The 19,532-nt window shown below is 58.6% G+C and carries 16 protein-coding genes; 10 read left to right on the top strand and 6 right to left on the bottom strand.

Going from position 1 to position 19,532, the window contains the following annotated elements:
• Positions 1-15: 15 nt before the first annotated feature.
• Complete coding sequence (locus tag GSQ91_RS20150; protein ID WP_158823545.1) at positions 16-1,884, bottom strand: beta-galactosidase family protein; 1,869 nt, start codon at positions 1,882-1,884, stop codon at positions 16-18.
• Between the two features lie 181 nt (positions 1,885-2,065).
• On the opposite strand from GSQ91_RS20150, the gene GSQ91_RS20155 reads away from it, so the two are divergent.
• Positions 2,066-3,202 (top strand): SIS domain-containing protein, encoded by a 1,137-nt coding sequence (locus GSQ91_RS20155; protein WP_158823546.1) that lies wholly within the window; start codon positions 2,066-2,068, stop codon positions 3,200-3,202.
• Positions 3,203-3,230: 28 nt separating this feature from the next.
• On the opposite strand, the gene GSQ91_RS20160 is transcribed toward GSQ91_RS20155, so the two are convergent.
• Positions 3,231-4,217, bottom strand: a complete 987-nt coding sequence (locus GSQ91_RS20160; RefSeq protein ID WP_256370395.1) for a tyrosine-type recombinase/integrase — start codon at positions 4,215-4,217, stop codon at positions 3,231-3,233.
• Entirely contained in the window at positions 4,214-5,170 is a 957-nt protein-coding gene (locus GSQ91_RS20165; RefSeq protein WP_158823547.1) for a site-specific tyrosine recombinase, read from the bottom strand. The genes GSQ91_RS20160 and GSQ91_RS20165 overlap by 4 nt, the downstream gene beginning before the upstream one ends.
• Before the next feature lie 197 nt (positions 5,171-5,367).
• Between GSQ91_RS20165 and ffh the strand changes: the two genes are divergently transcribed.
• On the top strand, positions 5,368-6,750 hold the full coding sequence (gene ffh, locus GSQ91_RS20170) for a signal recognition particle protein (RefSeq protein ID WP_158823548.1): 1,383 nt from the start codon (positions 5,368-5,370) through the stop codon (positions 6,748-6,750).
• A 211-nt stretch (positions 6,751-6,961) separates the two neighbouring features.
• Here ffh and GSQ91_RS20175 read toward each other — a convergent pair whose 3' ends face one another.
• Positions 6,962-8,491 carry a carboxylesterase/lipase family protein gene (locus GSQ91_RS20175; RefSeq protein WP_158823549.1) on the bottom strand — a complete coding sequence of 510 codons (1,530 nt, stop codon included), beginning with the start codon at positions 8,489-8,491 and terminating at the stop codon, positions 6,962-6,964.
• 414 nt (positions 8,492-8,905) lie between these two features.
• Between GSQ91_RS20175 and GSQ91_RS20180 the strand changes: the two genes are divergently transcribed.
• The 3 genes from GSQ91_RS20180 (at position 8,906) to GSQ91_RS20190 (ending at position 11,207) form a co-directional block, all read left to right on the top strand.
• Positions 8,906-10,015, top strand: a complete 1,110-nt coding sequence (locus tag GSQ91_RS20180) for a YeiH family protein (RefSeq protein WP_158823550.1) — start codon at positions 8,906-8,908, stop codon at positions 10,013-10,015.
• A gap of 201 nt (positions 10,016-10,216) precedes the next feature.
• The gene (locus GSQ91_RS20185; RefSeq protein ID WP_158823551.1) at positions 10,217-10,873 is read left to right on the top strand and encodes a peroxiredoxin-like family protein; all 657 of its coding nucleotides are present in this window, start codon (positions 10,217-10,219) and stop codon (positions 10,871-10,873) included.
• A gap of 112 nt (positions 10,874-10,985) precedes the next feature.
• Positions 10,986-11,207 carry a hypothetical protein gene (locus GSQ91_RS20190; RefSeq protein ID WP_158823552.1) on the top strand — a complete coding sequence of 74 codons (222 nt, stop codon included), beginning with the start codon at positions 10,986-10,988 and terminating at the stop codon, positions 11,205-11,207.
• 16 nt (positions 11,208-11,223) lie between these two features.
• Here GSQ91_RS20190 and GSQ91_RS20195 read toward each other — a convergent pair whose 3' ends face one another.
• A complete protein-coding gene (locus GSQ91_RS20195; RefSeq protein WP_254064804.1) occupies positions 11,224-11,961 on the bottom strand; it encodes an alpha/beta fold hydrolase in 738 nt (245 codons plus the stop codon).
• 2 nt (positions 11,962-11,963) lie between these two features.
• On the bottom strand, positions 11,964-12,323 hold the full coding sequence (locus GSQ91_RS20200) for a hypothetical protein (protein WP_216845343.1): 360 nt from the start codon (positions 12,321-12,323) through the stop codon (positions 11,964-11,966).
• Positions 12,324-12,473: 150 nt separating this feature from the next.
• Between GSQ91_RS20200 and pgi the strand changes: the two genes are divergently transcribed.
• The 5 genes from pgi (at position 12,474) to GSQ91_RS20225 (ending at position 19,369) form a co-directional block, all read left to right on the top strand.
• Entirely contained in the window at positions 12,474-14,105 is a 1,632-nt protein-coding gene (pgi, locus tag GSQ91_RS20205; protein WP_158823555.1) for a glucose-6-phosphate isomerase, read from the top strand.
• 262 nt (positions 14,106-14,367) lie between these two features.
• Positions 14,368-15,228 carry an IclR family transcriptional regulator C-terminal domain-containing protein gene (locus GSQ91_RS20210; RefSeq protein WP_158823556.1) on the top strand — a complete coding sequence of 287 codons (861 nt, stop codon included), beginning with the start codon at positions 14,368-14,370 and terminating at the stop codon, positions 15,226-15,228.
• A gap of 320 nt (positions 15,229-15,548) precedes the next feature.
• A complete protein-coding gene (locus tag GSQ91_RS20215; protein WP_158823557.1) occupies positions 15,549-16,631 on the top strand; it encodes a hypothetical protein in 1,083 nt (360 codons plus the stop codon).
• Between the two features lie 283 nt (positions 16,632-16,914).
• The gene (locus GSQ91_RS20220) at positions 16,915-18,435 is read left to right on the top strand and encodes an MBOAT family protein (RefSeq protein ID WP_158823558.1); all 1,521 of its coding nucleotides are present in this window, start codon (positions 16,915-16,917) and stop codon (positions 18,433-18,435) included.
• Positions 18,436-18,499: 64 nt separating this feature from the next.
• On the top strand, positions 18,500-19,369 hold the full coding sequence (locus GSQ91_RS20225) for a TIGR03435 family protein (protein ID WP_158823559.1): 870 nt from the start codon (positions 18,500-18,502) through the stop codon (positions 19,367-19,369).
• The last annotated feature ends 163 nt before the right edge of the window (positions 19,370-19,532 follow it).

Here is a 19,532-nt window from a genome sequence, read left to right on the forward strand (position 1 = left end):
AACAAATCAGCTTTACTATTCAGGCTTGGTTGCGCTTGAGTAGTAAGGCTCCGTTTTACCCACAAGTTTGCGGCCAGGCGCGCTATCCAAATCGAGAACAACGACTTCGTTCTTGCCCTTCTTGAGGAACGGCGCTGGCAGATACAGCGTCTTTTGCGGCCCAATACTCCAGATGCGGCCCAAAGCATGCCCATTCACCCATACGGCACCCTTCGTAAATGAGCTGGTATCGAGAAAGGTATCTCCAATCTTATCGACCTTGAAACTGCCCCGATACAAGCATGGCCCCGCACAGTCGGGGGCTCCAAACGACAGCTTTTGGGGAGCTTCGAAAGGAAGCGAATAGATATCCCAGTTCTGAAGAGCCTTTCCAGCCAGGGTTACGCCGCCTGTAACTCCCTTTCGTTCTCCGCGTAACTCATGGCTGAAGTTGATGCGGCCACTGTTCTCTACCAGGATATCGAGCTGGGTCTTGGTGTCGGTCAAATCAACCGCGAGGTGATTCTCTTTCAAGCGCCGATCCAACGTTCCTACATACTTCCCATTGGCATAGATACGCGCATAGTCATGCAGACCATCGAGAAGAAGATCACCGGAGACAGGCCCCTGAACCGTCGTTCGATAAAGAATGTAGCCATAGGCCTGACCAACGTCCTCCATGGTTAAAACATCCGTGGAGTGAACCGGCGCCGGCAGAGACCGCCAGAGCGAAACAGAAGATGTAAGGTCGATTGCAGGAAGAGCGATCGTGGGCGGCACGCTGGGCACAGGAGGCGGTGTCACCCCGGTAACTTTTGCGATGGCATCGCGAAACAGATAGTACTTCGGCGTGGTCCGGCCGCTTTCATTCAGCGCAGCGTCGTAGTCATAGCTCGTTACATCGGGCTCGTACTTGCCGTTGTCATAGTTTGCGCCGTTCATCCACCCAAAACTGGTTCCACCGTGGAACATGTAGATATTGAGGGAGTAGCCATTCTTCAGCATCCACGCAACTTCGTTCGCCTGCTGCGTGGAATTCGTAACCTGGTGAGGCCCACCCCAGTGATCGAACCATCCATCCCAATACTCTCCCGCCATAAACGGCCCCTGAGGACGGAGCTCCTTGATCTTGGCGAATCCTTTCTCTGCCTCGCCGGGGCCAAAGTTGATTACCGCGGGCAGCTCCGGCAGCGATCCCTTGGGTGTCTGCTCCGGACCATCCGCGGTGTAGAGCATTGCCTTCGTAAAGCCGCTGCTCAGCAGCGCCTGATGGATGTCTTCCATGTAGGCGTGGTCGTCGCCAAAGGAGCCATATTCGTTCTCGACCTGGACGGCGATGATGGGTCCGCCATTACCTATCTGTAACGGCGCAAGCTCCTGCCCCAGGCGAGCCAGCCAACGCTTTGCGGGAACCATGAACTTAGGGTCCCGGCTACGAACGACCGTGGTGCGGTCCTTGAGCAGCCACGCCGGGTAGCCTCCGAACTCCCACTCCGCGCAGGAATACGGCCCTGGGCGAAGAATCACATAGAGACCTTCCTGCTGAGCCTCGCGGATGAACTCGGCGACATCGCGCTGCCCGGTAAAGTCAAACTGGCCCGGGACCTGCTCATGCTCGTTCCAGAAGACATACGTCGTGATTGTATTGAGGCCCATGGCTTTCGCCATCTTCAAACGCGCCCGCCAATATTCGCGCGGGACGCGGGGATAATGTATCTCGCCGGTGATGATCTGAAAGGGCTTGCCATCAAGAGTGAACTGCCCATTCGCCGCAACAAAGCTATGCTGCGATGACAAACCGTTCCCAGCAACCGGGCTTGCCTGCTGGGCCTGTGCGATCGAAGGGAGAATACAGGGTAGAGAGAGCGCGGCACCGCAAACAATCGGAAGAAAGAAACGAGTCATAGATCTCTCACGATAGGACAACACTTTGGACGATACCTCTAGGCGCACCTGTATACCCTCATTTATGATAATGATTAGACCCGAAAACGAAATAAAACGAAACCATCTTAGAAAAGCATCATACCAGGGCTTGAATCTTTTTGGGATGCTGAAACGAACGTGATTGTGAGGGATTGAAACGATGTCAGACACACCGAACCCCGCGCCTTATGCGCACTGGATGCTGCGCGAGATACACGAACAGCCGGAGACGCTGGCAGCCACACTGAATAGCTACGTGGATGCGCAAGGATTTCGCGCGGACCTAAGTGCCCCGATATTGGCGTGGCTGAAAGAGGCTCGCGGGAAGATTGTGATCGCTGCGAGCGGATCCAGCCGACATGCCGGGTTGGCGGCTGAGCTGATGTTCGAAGACTTGAGCGGCATCCACGTCGATGTGGAGTATGCCAGCGAATACACCTACCGCGCGGAGAAGGCACTGAGCGAAGCTGCAGTGATGGTGGTATCTCAGTCGGGCGAGACAGCCGATACATTGGCCGCGCTGCGCAAGGCGACGCTGGCAGGACATGCAACGCTGGCGATTACGAACGTAGCGAGCTCGACGATGGCGAAGGAAGCGATTGTATCGTTTCCGACTGCGGCCGGGCGCGAGCGGGCGATTCCGGCGACCAAGAGCTTTACGGGACAACTGCTGAATCTTTATCTGCTGTCGATTTTGGCAGCAGAGGCACGCGGTGCGATATCTGCGGAGGAGTTGGCTGCACGGCTCGAAGAGTTGCGCGCGCTACCTGCGCGAGTGAAGGCGCAGCTGCAGGGATGGGAAGATTCCGTTCGAGAGGTTGCGGAGCGCTACAAGACGGCGAAGAACTTCCTATTTCTGGGGCGTGGCGTTCATTATCCGATCGCACGTGAGGGCGCGTTGAAGCTGAAGGAGTCAGCGTACCTGCATGCCGAAGGCTATCCGAGCGGTGAGTTGAAGCATGGCCCGAATGCGCTCGTGAGCGACGCAACGCCGCTGGTCATGATCGCGACGGTAGACCCCAACGACACGGAGTCGGTGCAGCGTTACGAAAAGATTGTGCAGCTGATGCGCGATATGCGTGAGCAAGGCGCAAACATACTGGCCGTTGCTAACCAGGGTGATGATGTCGTGGCCGGGCTGGCGACGAATGTCGTCTTCGTCGAGTCCGCGCGAGAAGCCTTGTTGCCGTTGTATGAGGTGATTCCGCTGCAGCTATTCGCCTACTTCATGGCGATCAATAACGGGATCGACGTGGATCATCCGCGCAATCTGACCAAGGCAGTTCTGGCAGAGTAGCTTTCTCTGCGACGACGATACGTATCCGCTAGCGCGCTCGCGGGTGCGTATCGTCGTACACACGCTGCACCTGTCCTACTGTGAGCTGCGTATAGCGCTGCGTCGTGGAGAGCCGTTCGTGCCCGAGCATCTCCTGGATCGCTCTCAGATCTGCGCCCTCTTCCAGCATGTGTGTTCCAAAGGCGTGGCGCAGCGTGTGCGGATGCACATCGGCAGCAAGCCCCCGGCTCAGCGCAATGCTCTTGACAATACGCCCGACACTGCGTGTCGTGAGCCTGCACGTACCACGCATGCGCAGGTTCATCAGCAGAGCGCCGTCATGTACGAGCTTCGCCTTCCCTGCTGCTTCAAGCTTCGCCTGGCGCTGCGGCAGATACGCGCGGATCGCCACCGCAGCCTCATCTCCCAGGGGAACCAGCCGTTCTTTCTTCCCTTTGCCGAAGACGCGAATCGCATCGTCGTGCCAATGGATGCTGTCAAGGTCCAGGCCCACAAGCTCCGAGTTGCGAATGCCACAGCCGTAGAGCAGTTCGAAGATGACGCGATCGCGTTCGGGCCAACTGGCGGCTTCCTGCCCATCCTCCGTCTTCGCGCCCGCGCTCATCGAGTTCAGCACACGGTTCAGCTCTTCCACTCCCGGAACACGTGGAAGATGCTTTGGCAGCTTTGGGGTGCTCACCAGCGACGCGGGATTCGCTTCGACCAACCCTGATTTGGCCAGCCACTTGAACCAGCTCCGTACCACTGCGAGCGCTCGGGCGGCGCTGGCTTTTGTCAGTCCCTTGTCGTAGAGCACCGCAAGATACGCTCGAATGTGGGTGTGCTCCACACTGCGAATGGCGGCGTCTTCCCCAAGCAGCTCCCCAAGAAAATCAGCGAAGGCACGCACCTCGCGCGAGTACGCTCGCAGCGTGTGCTCGGACGCACCTCGCTCATCGCGCATCATCGCAAGGAACCTCTCCGCAAGCGTTTTAAAGGAAGCGGAATCCAGCCCCGAGGGGATCTTCGCGCTCACGATGCCATCTCCTGTGGAGTTGCTTCCAGACGTACCTTCGCCCGTGGATGATGCAGGCGATGTACCTGCTTCAGGCGATCAATCGCCAGGTGCGTATACACCTGCGTTGTCGCAATGTCTGCGTGGCCCAGCAGGGTCTGCACGGTGCGCAGGTCAGCGCCATGTTCCACCATGTGGGTCGCGCAGCTATGGCGCAGCTTATGCGGGCTCGCATGCGAGTTCACACTGCGTACCATCTGCCATACCTTTTGGGTGGTTAGCGGGTTGCCGCGCACGGAAAGAAAGAGTGTCCGCTGTATGCCTGACTTCGAGCGCATCAACTCCGGACGTCCGCGCTGCACGTATTGCTCCAGCGCCTGGATCGCCGAGCGCCCTATCGGAACGATGCGCTCCTTATCTCCCTTACCGCGCACCTGAACGCTCGCCGTTTCGAGCCGGAGATCTTCCTGACGCAGCGAGACGATCTCTCCTACACGCAGCCCGCCCGCATACAGCAACTCGAGAATGGCGTGATCGCGAAGGGACGCTCCATCCGCAGCATCGCTGTGCGCCGCAGCTCCGGTGCGGTCCAGCATCTCATTCACTTCGCTCTCCGCAAGACTCTTGGGCAGCACCTTCCAGCTCGACGGCGACTCGATGTTCAACGTCGGATCGTGCGGGATGCGCTTGTCCATCAACAGCCAGCGGTAGAACCCCCGCAAGCAGCTCAGTTTGCGCGCAACGGACCGTGACTCGATGCCGTGTTCGCGCAGATGCTGCATAAAGCCGCTGATGCTCTCCTGCCGCGCTGTCAGCAGCGTTGTGTTCGCCCCTTCCAGGAACTCGGCAAACATCTCCAGATCGCGCTGATACGCCTCACAGCTTAGTGGACGCAGCCCTCGCTCCACGCGGAGATGCGTCAGGTACTCGCGCAGCAGCGTAGCAGAGCTGATCGTTGTGGGCGGCAAAGGCATATGTTTGATTCTTGCTCCCCGAAGAGCTTCCGCGCCAGCCCCCGGAACCACGCTTGCCAAGTACCCAGGGTGGCCCTTGCAAGTTTGCCTTTGCTGTTGTCTGTTTTTCGTCGTCATCCTGAGCCGTAGGCCAAGGATGACGACGAAAAACGAGCTATAGCCGGATGTCCGGTTCCTCACTGGTAAACTTAAGATCTATGTTTGAGAACCTTTCCGAGAAGCTGCAACGCTCGTTCAAGACCCTGCGCGGCCAGGGCACCCTCACCGACGAGAACATCAACGACGCCCTGCGCGAGATCCGTCTTGCGCTGCTGGAGTCCGACGTCAACCTCAACGTCGCCAAAGATCTCATCGAGCATATCCGCGTCAAAGCACTCGGCTCGCAGGTTGCGACCGCACTCTCGCCCGCCGAACAGATCGTCAAGATCGTCCGCGACGAGCTCATCGAGGTCCTCGGCCGCGATACCGCGCGCTTCAAGTTCGCCTCACAGCCGCCGACCGTCATCCTCATGGCCGGCCTGCAGGGTTCCGGTAAGACAACCACCTCCGGCAAACTCGCCCAGTGGCTCAAGAAGGGCGGTCACCGCCCGATGCTCGTCTCCGTGGACGTTTACCGCCCCGCTGCGCGCGAGCAGTTGAAGGTTGTGGCGCAGTCCATCAACGCGCAGCTCTACGAGGGCGACACCAAAGGCGAAGCTGCAGGTACACCGCTCGTTGAGCGTCTGGCCCGTGAGGCAAGGCGCGAAGCCGCCAACTACGGCTGCGACATCCTTATCGTCGATACGGCCGGGCGCCTTGGCATCGATGAGGCGCTTATGGAGGAGATGGCTCTGCTGAAGAAGCAGCTCAATCCTTCCGAGATCCTCTTCGTCGCCGACGCCATGACCGGCCAGGACGCCGTAAACTCCGCCAAGGCCTTCAACGATAAGCTTTCCATCACCGGCTCTATCCTCACGAAGATGGATGGCGACTCCCGCGGCGGCGCTGCGCTGTCCATTCGCCAGATCACAGGGCAACCCGTCAAGTTCATCGGCACGGGTGAGAAACCCGACGCCTTCGAGCCCTTCCATCCCGACCGCATCGTCGGCCGCATCCTCGGCATGGGCGATATTGCCACGTTGCTCGAGCGCGCCGAAGAGAAACTCGATAAGACCAAGGCCGAAGCCTTCGCCAAGAAGGCTCTCTCCGGCGATGGCTTCTCGCTCGAAGACTTCCGCGAACAGCTTCGCCAGATCAAGAAGCTGGGTAGCATGCAATCGATCCTGAAGATGCTGCCCTCGGTCGGCCCCTTCGCGGGCATGCAGAAGGCCGCAGAGAATGTCGATGAGAGCCAGTTCACGCGCGTGGAGTCGATCATCAACTCGATGACTAACAAAGAGCGCCAGAACTCGGCGATCATCAACGGCAGCCGCCGTAAGCGCATCGCGCTGGGCGCAGGCGTTCAGGTTTCAGAGGTCAACAACCTCCTCCGCCAGCACGCTCAGATGAGCAAGATGTTCAAGACTATGGGCAGCGGAGGCGGCAAAATGCAGCAACGCCTCATGAGCCAGATGCAGGGTGGGCAGCGCTTCGGGCGGTGATAATCGCTCGAAGCGCTCCTTCGATCAGCTTCTCTTTAGGGCGTCGGTTTGAAACACGCCAGGAACAATACACAAGTTACCCCAAAAAGGATCAGGAACAGTGGCCACCACCGTTCGAGCCAGGACTCCGATTCATGCGAACTCATTTAAAAACTCTCCTTCCCACTTTCAAAATCCTAACCGAAATCGTTAGCTGATTGGGCACATTGCATCACAGTACCCCGTCCCACAGTCGCAACTCCGCCTCTTGAGGTTTTTCCTCAACGCGGCTCTGCACATCCAGAATCATCGTCTCGTGAGCCCCATTGAGATACTGCGGCCATGACGGCAGCCCCGGTGCACCAGGATTCTCCCCACGGATAAACGCTATCCACGCCTGGTGCAACTGCGTGGCCAGCGCCGCCTCCGCAGCCGCGTTGTCGATGTTCCGGTTCGGCTTGTCCCATACCAGCCCCAGTTCCTCCGAGTGGTACGCGTAGCTCTTGAACCTGCCGCTACTCGGCGCAAAGTCCAGCCGGTACATCCAAGCGCTCCCACCACCGCGTACATGCGCATCCGCCACGCGCACTGACGGCACCCAGTACTCCTCCGCCGTCAGCGCACGAATGCGTAGCCGTTCGTCGCTCATCTCGGGGTATAGCGCTTTGTACTTCGCATACACCGCCTGAAACCGTGCGACTGGCACATTCCCCAGGTCGGCACCGGTCGCATCATGCTGCGGATGCGGCCCCACGAACAGCGCGCTCTCCTCGCGATTGGTTCCAATCAGCAGCCGCTTTCCGCGTGTCGATCCTCTGGCAATCGTCTCAACAGGAAGCTTCGGCAATACCTTGCCTTCGACCTCGGCACGCAAGGGAAAGTGCTGCGGCCAGCTATCGATAAAACGCGTCTGTGCCGCAATCAGATCCGTCGCTGGAGCCGTCTTCAAGCCAGAGGCTCCGCGCTCGCCCCACACCTCGCCGAATCCCTTCGCCACCGCAGCTGCATTGGCCGCGGAGGACACACGCTCCGCGCCGCCGCTCTCCGAGATCATCTGCTGAAAGAGCCCCTGCGCCTCCGGGACGCCCATCAGGATGTCGGTAAGCTTTGCGCCCGCCGACTCCCCGCCCAACGTCACCCGCGCAGGGTCGCCGCCAAACGCGGCAACGTTCTCCTGCACCCACTGGAGTGCGAGGATCAGGTCGCGCAGCGCATTGTTCCCCGAGCCTGCGTACTCCGAGCCCAGCAGCGGCTCCATATCCAGAAATCCCAGCACCCCCAGCCGATAGGCGACTGTGATGCAGACGATTCCCTCGCGGGCAAATGGAGTGCCATCGAAGATCGGCGCGAAGGAGGACCCGCCGGTAAAGCCTCCACCGTGGATCCAAACGTAAACCGGCATCCCTGCACCGGGCTTCGCGGCTGCGCTTTCCGGAGTCCACACATTCAGGTACAGGCAGTCCTCGCTCTTGCTGATCGCAGGATCGTCCGGCTGCATCGCCGCGGACGCAAAGCGCGTCGCATCACGCTCGCCCTTCCAGGGAGCATTTTTCACCGGAGACCTAAAACGCAGTGGACCTATCGGCGGCTCGGCAAACGGGACGCCGCGAAATACCCGTACTCCATTCACGCTCTCGCCGCGCAGAGCACCCGTGGGTGCCCTCACCACACACGACTCTGCCGCAACCTGCGCAAACAGCCTGTGCCCCTGCAACGACAGCGCCACCATCGCGCTCTTTGCGAGAAACCCTCTTCGGTTCATGCCATGTTCGATCATCCGGTCATTTTAGGTCAGCCTCGGCAACTGCACGAGCGACCTGGCACATGTAACAGTCCTTTCATCTTCGCCAAGCCTCATCCTGTGTTACAAATAACCATCGCATGAGCACCCTTTTCCAATCTTTCGCTGCTCTGCCCACGCCTGCGTACACGTGTTGTTGTACAGGCCATAGCTGTCTGCGCTAAGTGCCCCCGCACCACCCTCTACAAAATCCAAATCAAGAACCGCTGTGGGCCCAGTTCTACGCATACACCGCCCGTTAAGGAGCCCTTTATGCCGGCCAACTCACGCCGCCTCTCGCCAGACACCTGGGCCGTTCTGCTTTCGCTCGGCCTCGCTCTCCTCATTCGCTTCGGCGTTCTCAAAGTCGTGCCCTGGTAGGCACCGGAGACCCTCATGTCCACACCCACTCAAACCGTTCCCCAGATCGCGGACCCGGCCGTAGTCCAGACGGCGCCTGCATCCTCCACGAACCCGCTCGGCCTCATCCCCGGCCTGCTGCTGCTCGTCGTCGTGGGTTACGGCGGCAAGTTCATCGAGCAGTTCATCGCCCGCTACGGCAAGACCCACCACCTGGTGCTGCCCAACATCGAGTACGTCCTCTGGGCCATCTTGATCGGTCTGCTCATCTCCAACACCGTTGGAGTACCTGCGCTCTTCCGCCGCGGCGTCGCCACCTACGAGTTCTGGCTCAAGACCGGCATCGTTCTGCTTGGAGCACGATTTATCCTCGGCGATATCGCCAAGCTCGGCGGCATCTCTCTGGCGCTCGTCTTCATCGAGATCGCCCTCGCCCTTACCTTCATGACCTTCCTGGGCAAGGGATTCAAACTCTCTCCCAAGCTCGTCACGCTGCTCGCGGTCGGCAGCTCTGTCTGCGGAGTCTCCGCCATCATTGCCACGCAGGGCGCCATCGAGGCCGACGAAGAAGACTCGTCGTACGCTATCGCCGCTATCCTTGCGCTCGGAGCGATCTCGCTCTTTATCTTCCCCCTCGTCGGCCACGCGCTGCACCTCTCCGACCACGCTTACGGCGTCTGGACCGGCCTTGCCGTAGACAACACCGCCGAGACCGCTGCGGCCGGTGCTCTTTACTCCGACGCCGCCGGCAAGATCGCCGTTCTCACCAAGACCTGCCGCAACGCCCTTATCGGCTTCGTTGTCCTTGGCTATGCCATCTACTGGGCCTCCAAGGGCCAGGCGGCGCAAGTCCAGAACAAGGCCGCTTTCCTCTGGTCGAAGTTCCCCAAGTTTGTTCTCGGCTTCCTGTTGATCTCGCTGCTTGCCACGGTCGGATTCTTCTCCAAGCCACAGCTGCTAGCGGTCGGGAACCTGTCGCGCTGGGCTTTTCTGCTCACCTTCGCCGGCGTCGGTCTGCGCACCAGCTTTCGCGACCTTAGCAAGCAAGGCATCCGTCCGTTCCTGGTCGGAGCCATCGGAGAGGTCGTCATCGCGCTTCTCACACTCGGCCTCGTCTTTGGGGCAGACCACGTCTTCCATTTGTAGCCTCTAGAGCAGTTCCCGTATTGATGTGGAGTGGAAAACCCCTGCGAGTGCTGTTTTTCTTGGGGAAAAACAGCGTATAGGCCTGTGGCTCGCCATACACCTATACGGGAACTGCTCTACCCCCGTCGACCCAGACATGCACAGCCACTGTTGGAAGAACGTAGGAGTGGGTTGGCGGGGTACCATCTACACTGGAAGCAGATGCCGTCCCCCGTTACATCCCGCCTTCAAGATCAGCTCGACACCATCACCGCGCAAACCCGGGATCTGGTCCAGCCTGAGCGCCTCGCCGTTACTGACAATGCTGTGCAGGAGCTCCTCGCCACCGGCATCGAGTCCCGCATCCTGCCTGTCGGGGCGCAGGCGCCTGAGTTTGCACTGCCCGACGCCATCAACGGTAAGATCATCCGCTCGTCCGACCTGCTCGCCGTCGGTCCAGTCATCGTCAACTTCTTTCGCGGCCGCTGGTGCCCCTACTGCATGACCGAGCTGGAAGCCTGGCAGAAGCTCTACCCTACCGTTCGCGAACGTGGTGCGCTGCTGATCGCTGTCTCGCCACAGCTGCCCCGCCAGAACGATTTCACCGTTCAACAGCACGGCCTGACCTTCCCTATCCTGTCCGATGCAGGGGCTCAGCTCGCCGATAAGTTCGGCATTACCTATACCGTTCCCGAAGTGATGCAGCGCCACTACCGCAGCATTTTGGTGAACATTCCCTTCGTCAACGGAGACCAAAGCTGGCGGTTGCCGCTCCCCGCGACATTTGTGATCTCACGGAGCGGCCAAATCCTCTTCAGCGAGGCCCACGCCGACCACCGCGTCAGACCCGACCCAATGGACGTATTGGCTGCGTTGTAATCTCAATCGGCACCCGCACACGTCGTAATCAAAAGACACCGCCTGGCGCCACAATCCATCGGATTAGGTGAGGATTTTCGCCTTCGGGGTGACCGTCGTATCATGGGATTGTATGGGTTTTCCGATTAAAGTCTGCGTCATCTGCTCCGAAGAGTTCGAGCTCAAGCCGGATAAACCCGGTTACGCCAACCGCTGCCCAGAGTGCAGTGCCCCTGAATCTTCCGACTCCACCGGCAAACACCGTATGGACGCCACCGAACGCAAGACCATCGCCGAAGCAAACGAGGCTCGCCGGCAGGCGATGCGCAATCTTTTGTATCGCAAAGACAGTTAGCTGGCAGGGCCAGGGTTTACGCGACCGGCAAACCCTGGGCAGCCTTCATTCGATCTCCCTGCACAAATCTCACCACCACATCTGCACACAACTTCGGCTCCCGCTGCATCAGCAGGTGCGGCCCATCGACCACCACCGTCTCTTCAGGTTTGATACGCTGTGCCTCCGCCAAACAGTCCGGGCTCACTAGTTGATCCTGGGCAGCCTGCAGATACAGGATGGGCACAGAGACCTTCGCCAACGCTGCCCGCACGTCACACATCAGCACATCGCGAACACGCCCGGCCATCACCTCCGGCTCCACCCATGAAGCCGCCGCCTTCACCGCAGCCACCAACGTACGCGGAGCATTTGGCCCTGTCAGAAACATTTCCACTAAAAAGCCAGGCAGCGGCAGCCAGAAGATGAACTGTGCCAACCCGAAGGCGAGCGTTCGACGCCACCCCTGCAGAGGGCTGGTGCAAAATCCCGCGCAAAGAACCAACCCCTTCAGGTTCGGTGGATTCGTTGCCGCGAACTGAATTGCGAGTGGAGTGGAAAAAGACTCGGCCACCAGACAAAAAGGCTCTTCTGTCGAAGCCGCCGCAATCACAGAAACGGCCCCTCGCACGAACTCCATCAATCCCGCGTACCGTAACCGGCGATCACCCGGATAGTGCGCCACCACGGTCTCAGTCCCCTCCGGCAACGCCGCTACAAACTCCCGGAACAGCTCTCCGGTCCCATCCATGCCGGGCAACAACACGAGCTTCATCACTAGCGAATACCCGTCCTCTCAAACACCGCAATCCCCCTGGCCACTTTCTTCTTCCCCCGAAACACCGTGTACGTCATGCGCATCGAGTCCCCTTCTTCTGCCGCCACCAGCATCTCCCGAATCGCGATAATTCCCTGTTTGCAGGCAGTTCCCGAGATCGTATGGCTGTCAAGGCGCGTATAGGCCATGGTATCCGCTACCGGCGATCCACTCACGGGATACGATTTGCCGTTGAATTTAGCCTCAATCTCAACCGTTGCCTCGTTGCCGCCACCGAAGTCGATCTCCTCCCGCACACTCACCGCATCGCCCTCGCACTCGATCGTCTTCACCCAACTACGCGGCCCCGGTGTACTCATTTTCGACAGGGCGGACCGGTACGTCCATCTGCCTGTGAATGAATCGCCAACACCCATAGGAGTGTGATGATAGAAGTGAGTACCGGTTGCCTCGGGGCTGTCATAAAGATGACATACCCGAATGTTCTAATAGCGTCAGGAGAGATTTATATGAGTGAACAGATCGTTCCGCTGGCCCAGCGACCAGCCTGGAAAGCCCTACAGCAGCATGCCGAAACCGTGAAGACCCTCCAGCTTCGCCAGCTCTTCAAGGATGATCCCGCACGCGGCACACGCTTTACCGCCGAAGCCGAAGGCCTCTTCCTCGACTATTCGAAGAACCGCATTACCGCTGAGACCCTCAGCCTGCTCACACAGCTCGCCGAGCAGTCCGGATTGAAGCAGCACATCGAGGCGATGTTTACCGGCGAGAAGATCAACATCACCGAGAACCGCGCCGTGCTACACGTTGCCCTGCGCGCGCCGAAGTCCGAGTCCATCAAGGTCGACGGCGAAGATGTGGTGCCCGAAGTTCACAAGGTGCTCGACAAGATGTCCGGATTCTCCGATCGCGTCCGCTCAGGCGAATGGAAAGGCTATACCGGCAAGCGTATTAAGAACGTCGTGAACATCGGCATCGGCGGCTCGGATCTCGGCCCAGTCATGGCCTATGAGGCGCTGAAGCATTACTCGCAGCGCGATCTCACCTTCCGCTTCGTCTCCAACGTCGACGGAACCGACTTCGCCGAGGCCGTGCGGGATCTCAATGCCGACGAGACGCTCTTCCTCGTCGCCTCCAAGACCTTCACCACGCTGGAGACGATGACCAACGCGCACTCCGCGCGCGACTGGACACTCGCCGCGCTGAAGGACGAGTCGGCCATCGCCAAGCACTTTGTCGCTATCTCCACCAATGCGAAAGAGGTTGCGAAGTTCGGCATCGACACCGAGAACATGTTCGGCTTCTGGGATTGGGTCGGCGGGCGCTACTCGATGGACTCCGCTATCGGCCTTTCCACGATGATCGCCATCGGCCCGGACAACTTCCGTGCCATGCTCAGCGGCTTCCATGCGATGGACGTTCACTTCCGCACGACACCCTTCGAGAAAAACCTCCCGGTGCTTCTCGGCCTCCTGACGGTCTGGTACACGGACTTCTTCGACGCGCAGACGGTAGCGATCCTGCCTTACGAGCAGTACCTCAAGCGCTTCCCTGCGTACCTGCAGCAGCTCACGATGGAGTCGAACGGCAAGCACGTTACGCTCTCGGGCGAACACGTCGGAACCGAGACCGGCCCGATCTACTGGGGCGAGCCTGGAACCAACGGGCAGCACTCCTTCTATCAGCTTATTCACCAGGGCACACGGCTGATTCCCTGCGACTTCATCGGCTTCTACAAGACACTCAACCCGCTCGGCAGGCACCACGACATGCTGATGGCGAATGTCTTCGCGCAGGCAGAGGCGCTGGCCTTCGGCAAGACCGCCGAAGAGGTGAAGGCTGAAGGTGTCGCCGAAGCCCTGGTGCCACACAAGGTGTTCGAGGGCAACCGTCCGTCGAACACGATCCTCGCCGACGTACTCACTCCTGAGGCGCTGGGCAAGCTGATCGCACTGTACGAACACTCCGTCTTTACCCAGGGAACGATCTGGAGCATCGACTCGTTCGATCAATGGGGCGTGGAGCTCGGCAAGGTGCTGGCACAGAAGATCATTGGCGAGCTTGAGAGTGCGACAGAGCCTGCGCTTGCGCACGATACCTCAACGACGAATCTGATTCGCCGGTATAGAAGCAAGAAATAACTCTCGCTTTTTGAAATCAGTATCGAAGGGCATGGTTGAGACCATGCCCTTCTTTTTTGGATGGGGTGCGTTCGACATAAATTCGCGGAAGCTGGGACAAAGCCGTACAGAAATCTAGAATTTACGTAAATATCTATTATTTATCTGTTCTTTTTGAAAAAATGACTGGCGGGTCATCTTGCGCTTTTCCACATCGTGCGTTTATCGTAGATACAGGACGGCAATCGCACCATTTGGTATGCGACCGTTTCCGGAGGTTTCCATGAACCCCACTCTTTCCGCGGTCGTGCCAGCAGCAGCAGACCCCGCCACGCTCCCCACTCCTAAGGTCAAGGTCTCTCCTGCCACTGCGCTTGAGATTTATACAGGAGATCCAAACTTCATGGCCTCGCTGGCGCGCGGCCTGGTTGTGATCCAGGCCTTCACGCCACAGACACCGCAGATGACGATCTCGCAGCTCAGCGTGCGTACTGGTCTTTCGCGCGCAGCCGTAAGACGATGTCTGTACACGCTGGTCAAGCTGGGATTTGCCGGCTCCGATGAGACGCAGCGCTATTCGCTGCGTCCGAAGATGCTGACCCTGGCCAACACCTACACGGCCTCCAGCACCCTCGCCAACGCCGCGCAGCCCATCCTGGAGCGCATGTCATCCCTACTGCATGAGTCCTTCTCTGTGGCCACGCTCGATGGCGACGACATCGTCTACATCGCACGGACCAGCGTCACCCGGGTTATGTCGGTCGACCTGCACATCGGATCGCGACTGCCGGCATTCTGTACCAGCATGGGCCGCGTTCTGCTGGCGTATCTTCCCCAGGATCAGCTCGAACTCTATCTCTCGCGTGCGACGTTCACACAGTTCACACCGCGAACCATCACCTCGGCCGACAAGCTGCGGCTGGCCTTGCGGAATGTTCGACGCAACGGATATGCGCTGGTGGATCAGGAGCTGGAGATCGGTCTGCGGTCCCTGGCGGTGCCGGTACAGGCGCCCAATGGACGCGTCGTTGCTACCGTCAATCTGAGCGGCCATGCACCTCGCATGCCGATGCTCGAGATGCAGACACGCTTCCTCTCACACCTTCGCGGAGCAGCGGCGGAACTGAGCGTCTTTCTGCGCTGACCGGTCCCTTCATATACAGGGAGTCATATACAGTATTCCATTTTTCCACAGAAAACCCGGCTTCCGCCGGGTTTTCTGTGGTGCGCGCAAACGAGATACCCACCATAAGTTATTGCAAATAAAACACATACGATGGCCATGTAATCTTATTTGAAGGGTACGCGTCAAAGACATAGCAGGATGGGCTTATAGGTTTTCGATGAGAAACCATATTCCTCTGCTGTAACTTGATGACGTTTAATCTGTGAAGTTCGGGCGCACGAGTTCTATCCCGCAAGCGGACTTACAGGTAGAATCAAACCCACCAACCCTTGGATTACATGAATCTGGCACTCGAGCTTCACGAAGCCGCGACCCACTTGCCTCAGGCTGCCGTCGATCAACGGGCAGGGCATAGAGCCGCCGAACCAGCTGTTGCGTACTGCCTGCTGGTCGTTCTGCTACCCCTGCTGTCGATTCCGGCGTTTATCTGCCTCGGCAAATCGAACTTTTTTCTTCATCATGGAGCCAGTGTCTGGGTCCAGTCGAACGATGCCATCTTTGATATTCAGGACCGCAACTGCGACGTGCTGGTCTATGGAGACTCCACTGCGATGACAGGCATCGATCCCGAGGTGGTGGACCGCCAGACCGGTTTCAAGACCTGCAACATCTCTGTGACCAACGCCGTACTGGCCGTCACCGGCAATCTCACGCTCGACCACTATCTGCAACAGAACGTTCACCCCAAGATGCTGATCGTGCAGCTTTCGCCGGACGACTTCCAGCAGGAAAACCGTGTCTGGAAACAGACCATCTATGCGGAGGGTCTGCTGGAACTGCTGCGCCATGGATCGCCGGAAGAAAGCCGTCGTGTCCTTGTGACTCACCCCCATGAAGCCATTGCGTTTGCCGGCTATGCCGCAGGCTTCACAGCGTATTACGCAATCAAAGACGTTTGGTTCCATACAACGCGTCTTCGCGCAGAAGAAGATCAGATTCGGGTGCGCAACGGCTTCTTCACCCCGCCATCACCCGCCCGCACCCATTGCGAAGCGGCCGCCAAGCTCACCGACGGCTCAAGCGGGGCCTTCCCCCGCGCGATTGCGGATAACTATCGCAAGAGCTACTCGGATCGCAGTGCCATTGTCCTGGTCGACGTGGCCCCCATCCCCTCCTGCGACGACAATCTCAAAGCCTACTCGTCGGAGTTGCAGGGTGTCACCAGCAACTCCCTGCAGTCGTTGCCCATCGGGCTCTTCAATGACGGACGTCACTACACGGCCTTCGGATCACAGATCGTCAGCACCTTAGTAGCGCGCCAGGTGAATGAGGTCGCCCAGAAAAATCCGTACATCGACGATCGAGACTTCGGGCCACGTTACAACGTTGCGGCGTTTCGTGCGGTCTCTTTGCGGCGTTAGTGCAGCAAGAGCTCTGGAGGTTGAAATGGTTCGGTCTGTATCGGCAAATAGAGCTCTTCGGGGTCCTTCGACTGCGTAGCTCGCAAAGTGCGCGAGCTACTTGCACCCAGCGAACAAAGAACATTCGCCGGGGACCCCGCACTTCGCTCAGGATGACGGTTTTGGGGTGATACAAAAAACAAAACACCCTTGGTACAGCTACTTCGATATCGCTCTAGTTTTTGAGTAGGGCGACAAGCCCCTGCTTTGATACCCGCATCATTCCTTCACGCTACGTCAAACGATGCTTTTCAACTCTTTCAAATTCATCTTCTGCTTTCTTCCCATCACCATGGTGGGCTTCCATCTGCTCGGGCGTCTCGGACGACGGCCGGTGATTGCCTGGCTAGCTCTCTGCTCCATCGTCTTCTATGCGGTCTACAAGCCGGTCTTCGTCTTCTTTCTGCTTGGTTCTATCGTCGTCAACTACCTGGTTTCGATCGCCATCTCCTCCAGCCAGGAAGGAGGCTCGCGCCGACGACAGATTCTGGCTCTGGGCGTGACGCTCAACCTGCTGGCGCTCTTCTATTTCAAATACCTGTATAAGACGCTGCTGCTGATTCACAGCCTGCACCTGCCTGCACCCGCAGCGCACCCGATACTGCTGCCGCTCGGCATCTCCTTTTTCACGTTTACGCAGATCTCGTATCTGGTCGATCTCGCGCAAGGACAGGCGGAGCGTCAGGACCTTCTTAGCTATGTCCTGTTCGTCACCTTCTTCCCTCACCTCATCATCGGCCCGATCCTCCACCACAAAGAGATGATGCCGCAGTTCGCAGCCGGGCGGCGCTTCCGGCTGGTACCCGCGGATGTCGCGTTGGGAACTACCTGGTTTTTATTTGGGCTGGGAAAGAAAGTACTGATCGCGGACAAGCTCTCCGCGCAGGCTGACATCGCGTTCGCTCATGCGGGTTCGCAGACCGCAGCCTCCGCATGGGTCGGCCTCATCCTCTACACGATGCAGCTCTACTTTGATTTTTCGGGCTACTCGGATATGGCGCTCGGCCTGGCGCGCATCTTTTCGATACGCTTCCCGCTCAACTTCGACTCCCCCTACAAGGCCACCAGCGTGACCGAATACTGGCAGCGCTGGCACATGACACTCACCCGTTACGTCACACTCTATCTCTACAACCCGATCCTGCTGGGTGTGCAGCGCCGACGCCTCGCAGCCGGAAAGAAGATCTCACGCAAATCTCTGGCGACTGTAGGTGGCTTCTCCGCGATGGTTGCGTATCCGACGATCATTACCATGCTGCTTACCGGCCTCTGGCATGGCGCGGGCCTGCAGTTCCTCATCTTCGGTCTGTTGCACGGGATCTACCTGACGGCCAACCAGGCATGGCGGCACTTCAAGCAGCGGCAGAAGGGTGCTGTGGAAGAGCCTCCAACCGGCCTTTTGCGCATGGCGCTCCGCATCAGCGTCTACCTGCAGGTTTCCTTCGCGATTATCTTCTTCCGCGCGGATTCCCTGCATGCTGCCTTTGCCATGTTGCGCGACCTCTGCGGCCGCAACGGTCATGGACATATGAGTTCTTTTCTGGACGGCGCTCTTGGCCTTGCCCTCTTCCCTGTCGTCTGGTTCATGCCCAACACCCAAGAGATTCTCGGAGAAGAAACATCGGCCGCTGCGGCGCCCAGCATCCTTCTGTCGCGTCTGCGCTGGTCGCCGAATCTTGGCTGGGGCATCGTGATGGCGGTGCTCTTCTTCGCCATCCTCGCTAATCTCGACCAGACGAGTTCGTTCCTTTACTTCCAGTTCTGAGTGTGTGATCGTTTTCGGAGTAGTCAGAACAGAGATAGCCGCGAAGACAGGACTTCTTCCAATCATGATCAAGTCGGCTGACCGAAAACTGCCTTTCCTCAAAACGCTGTTGCTGCTCGCAGCCTCATCGCTGACTATCACGTCACTCGCCCAGACTTCTGCGCCACCGCTGACTCCTCCACTGCCACTTGTTGCCGCTTCTGTCGCTGCGGCTCCCCCAGTCTTCGAAGCGGCCACGGTCAAGATAAACAAGTCCGGCAGTTCAGGCTCCCATTCCGATTTTGACGACGGGCGCTACTCTGCAACGAATATTGCGTTGAAAAACCTCATGCACCGTAGCGCCTACGGAGTACCGGAACCTCGGATTTTGGGCGGTCCGAAGTGGCTCGACTCGGAACGATTCGATATTGAGGCGAAGGTAGATAGTTCGTTCGTCGATCAGATGCGAACGCTTAGCCCCGAGCAGCGCAAGCTTCAAAGGCAGGCGATGTTTCAGCAGCTTCTGGCTGACCGTTTCAAACTGGCCGTTCATTGGGAGACACTAGAGCTTCCGGTCTATGCTCTAGTGGTCGCAAAAAATGGTCCCAAGCTTCAGGTATCGACGAAACCTGGCAGTGGTACGTCATCGAGCACCGGCCAGCTCACTGCCGAGGGTATGACTCTGGCGGAGATCGCCCAGGCATTGACACAGGAGTTGGCCACGGAACTGGGCCGCGTCGTTATCGATAAAACTGGAATCGCCGGAAGATACGACGTCACGCTCAAATGGACGCCAGATGCCAGCGGAGCTCCGGCGGACAATGGGACAGAGAACAGCTCTGGCCCTTCGATCTTCACTGCTATGCAGGAACAGCTTGGACTAAAGCTGGAGTCTACAAAAGGGCCAGTACAGGTGCTCGTCATCGATCATGTTGAGATGCCTTCGGAAAATTAGGGCAATTTCGCCCATAGTGAGATGCGGTTCTTTTCTTCCCTTCCCATACGTTGTCATCTCGACCGGAGGCGGCGCTTTTGCCGCCGTAGCGGAGAGACCTGCAGCTTGCCCATGCAGGCATGATCGCCTGCGCGGACAACCTGCAGGTCTCTCCACTTCGCAT

The organism is Granulicella sp. S156 (assembly GCF_009766105.1).
Taxonomy (GTDB): domain Bacteria; phylum Acidobacteriota; class Terriglobia; order Terriglobales; family Acidobacteriaceae; genus Granulicella.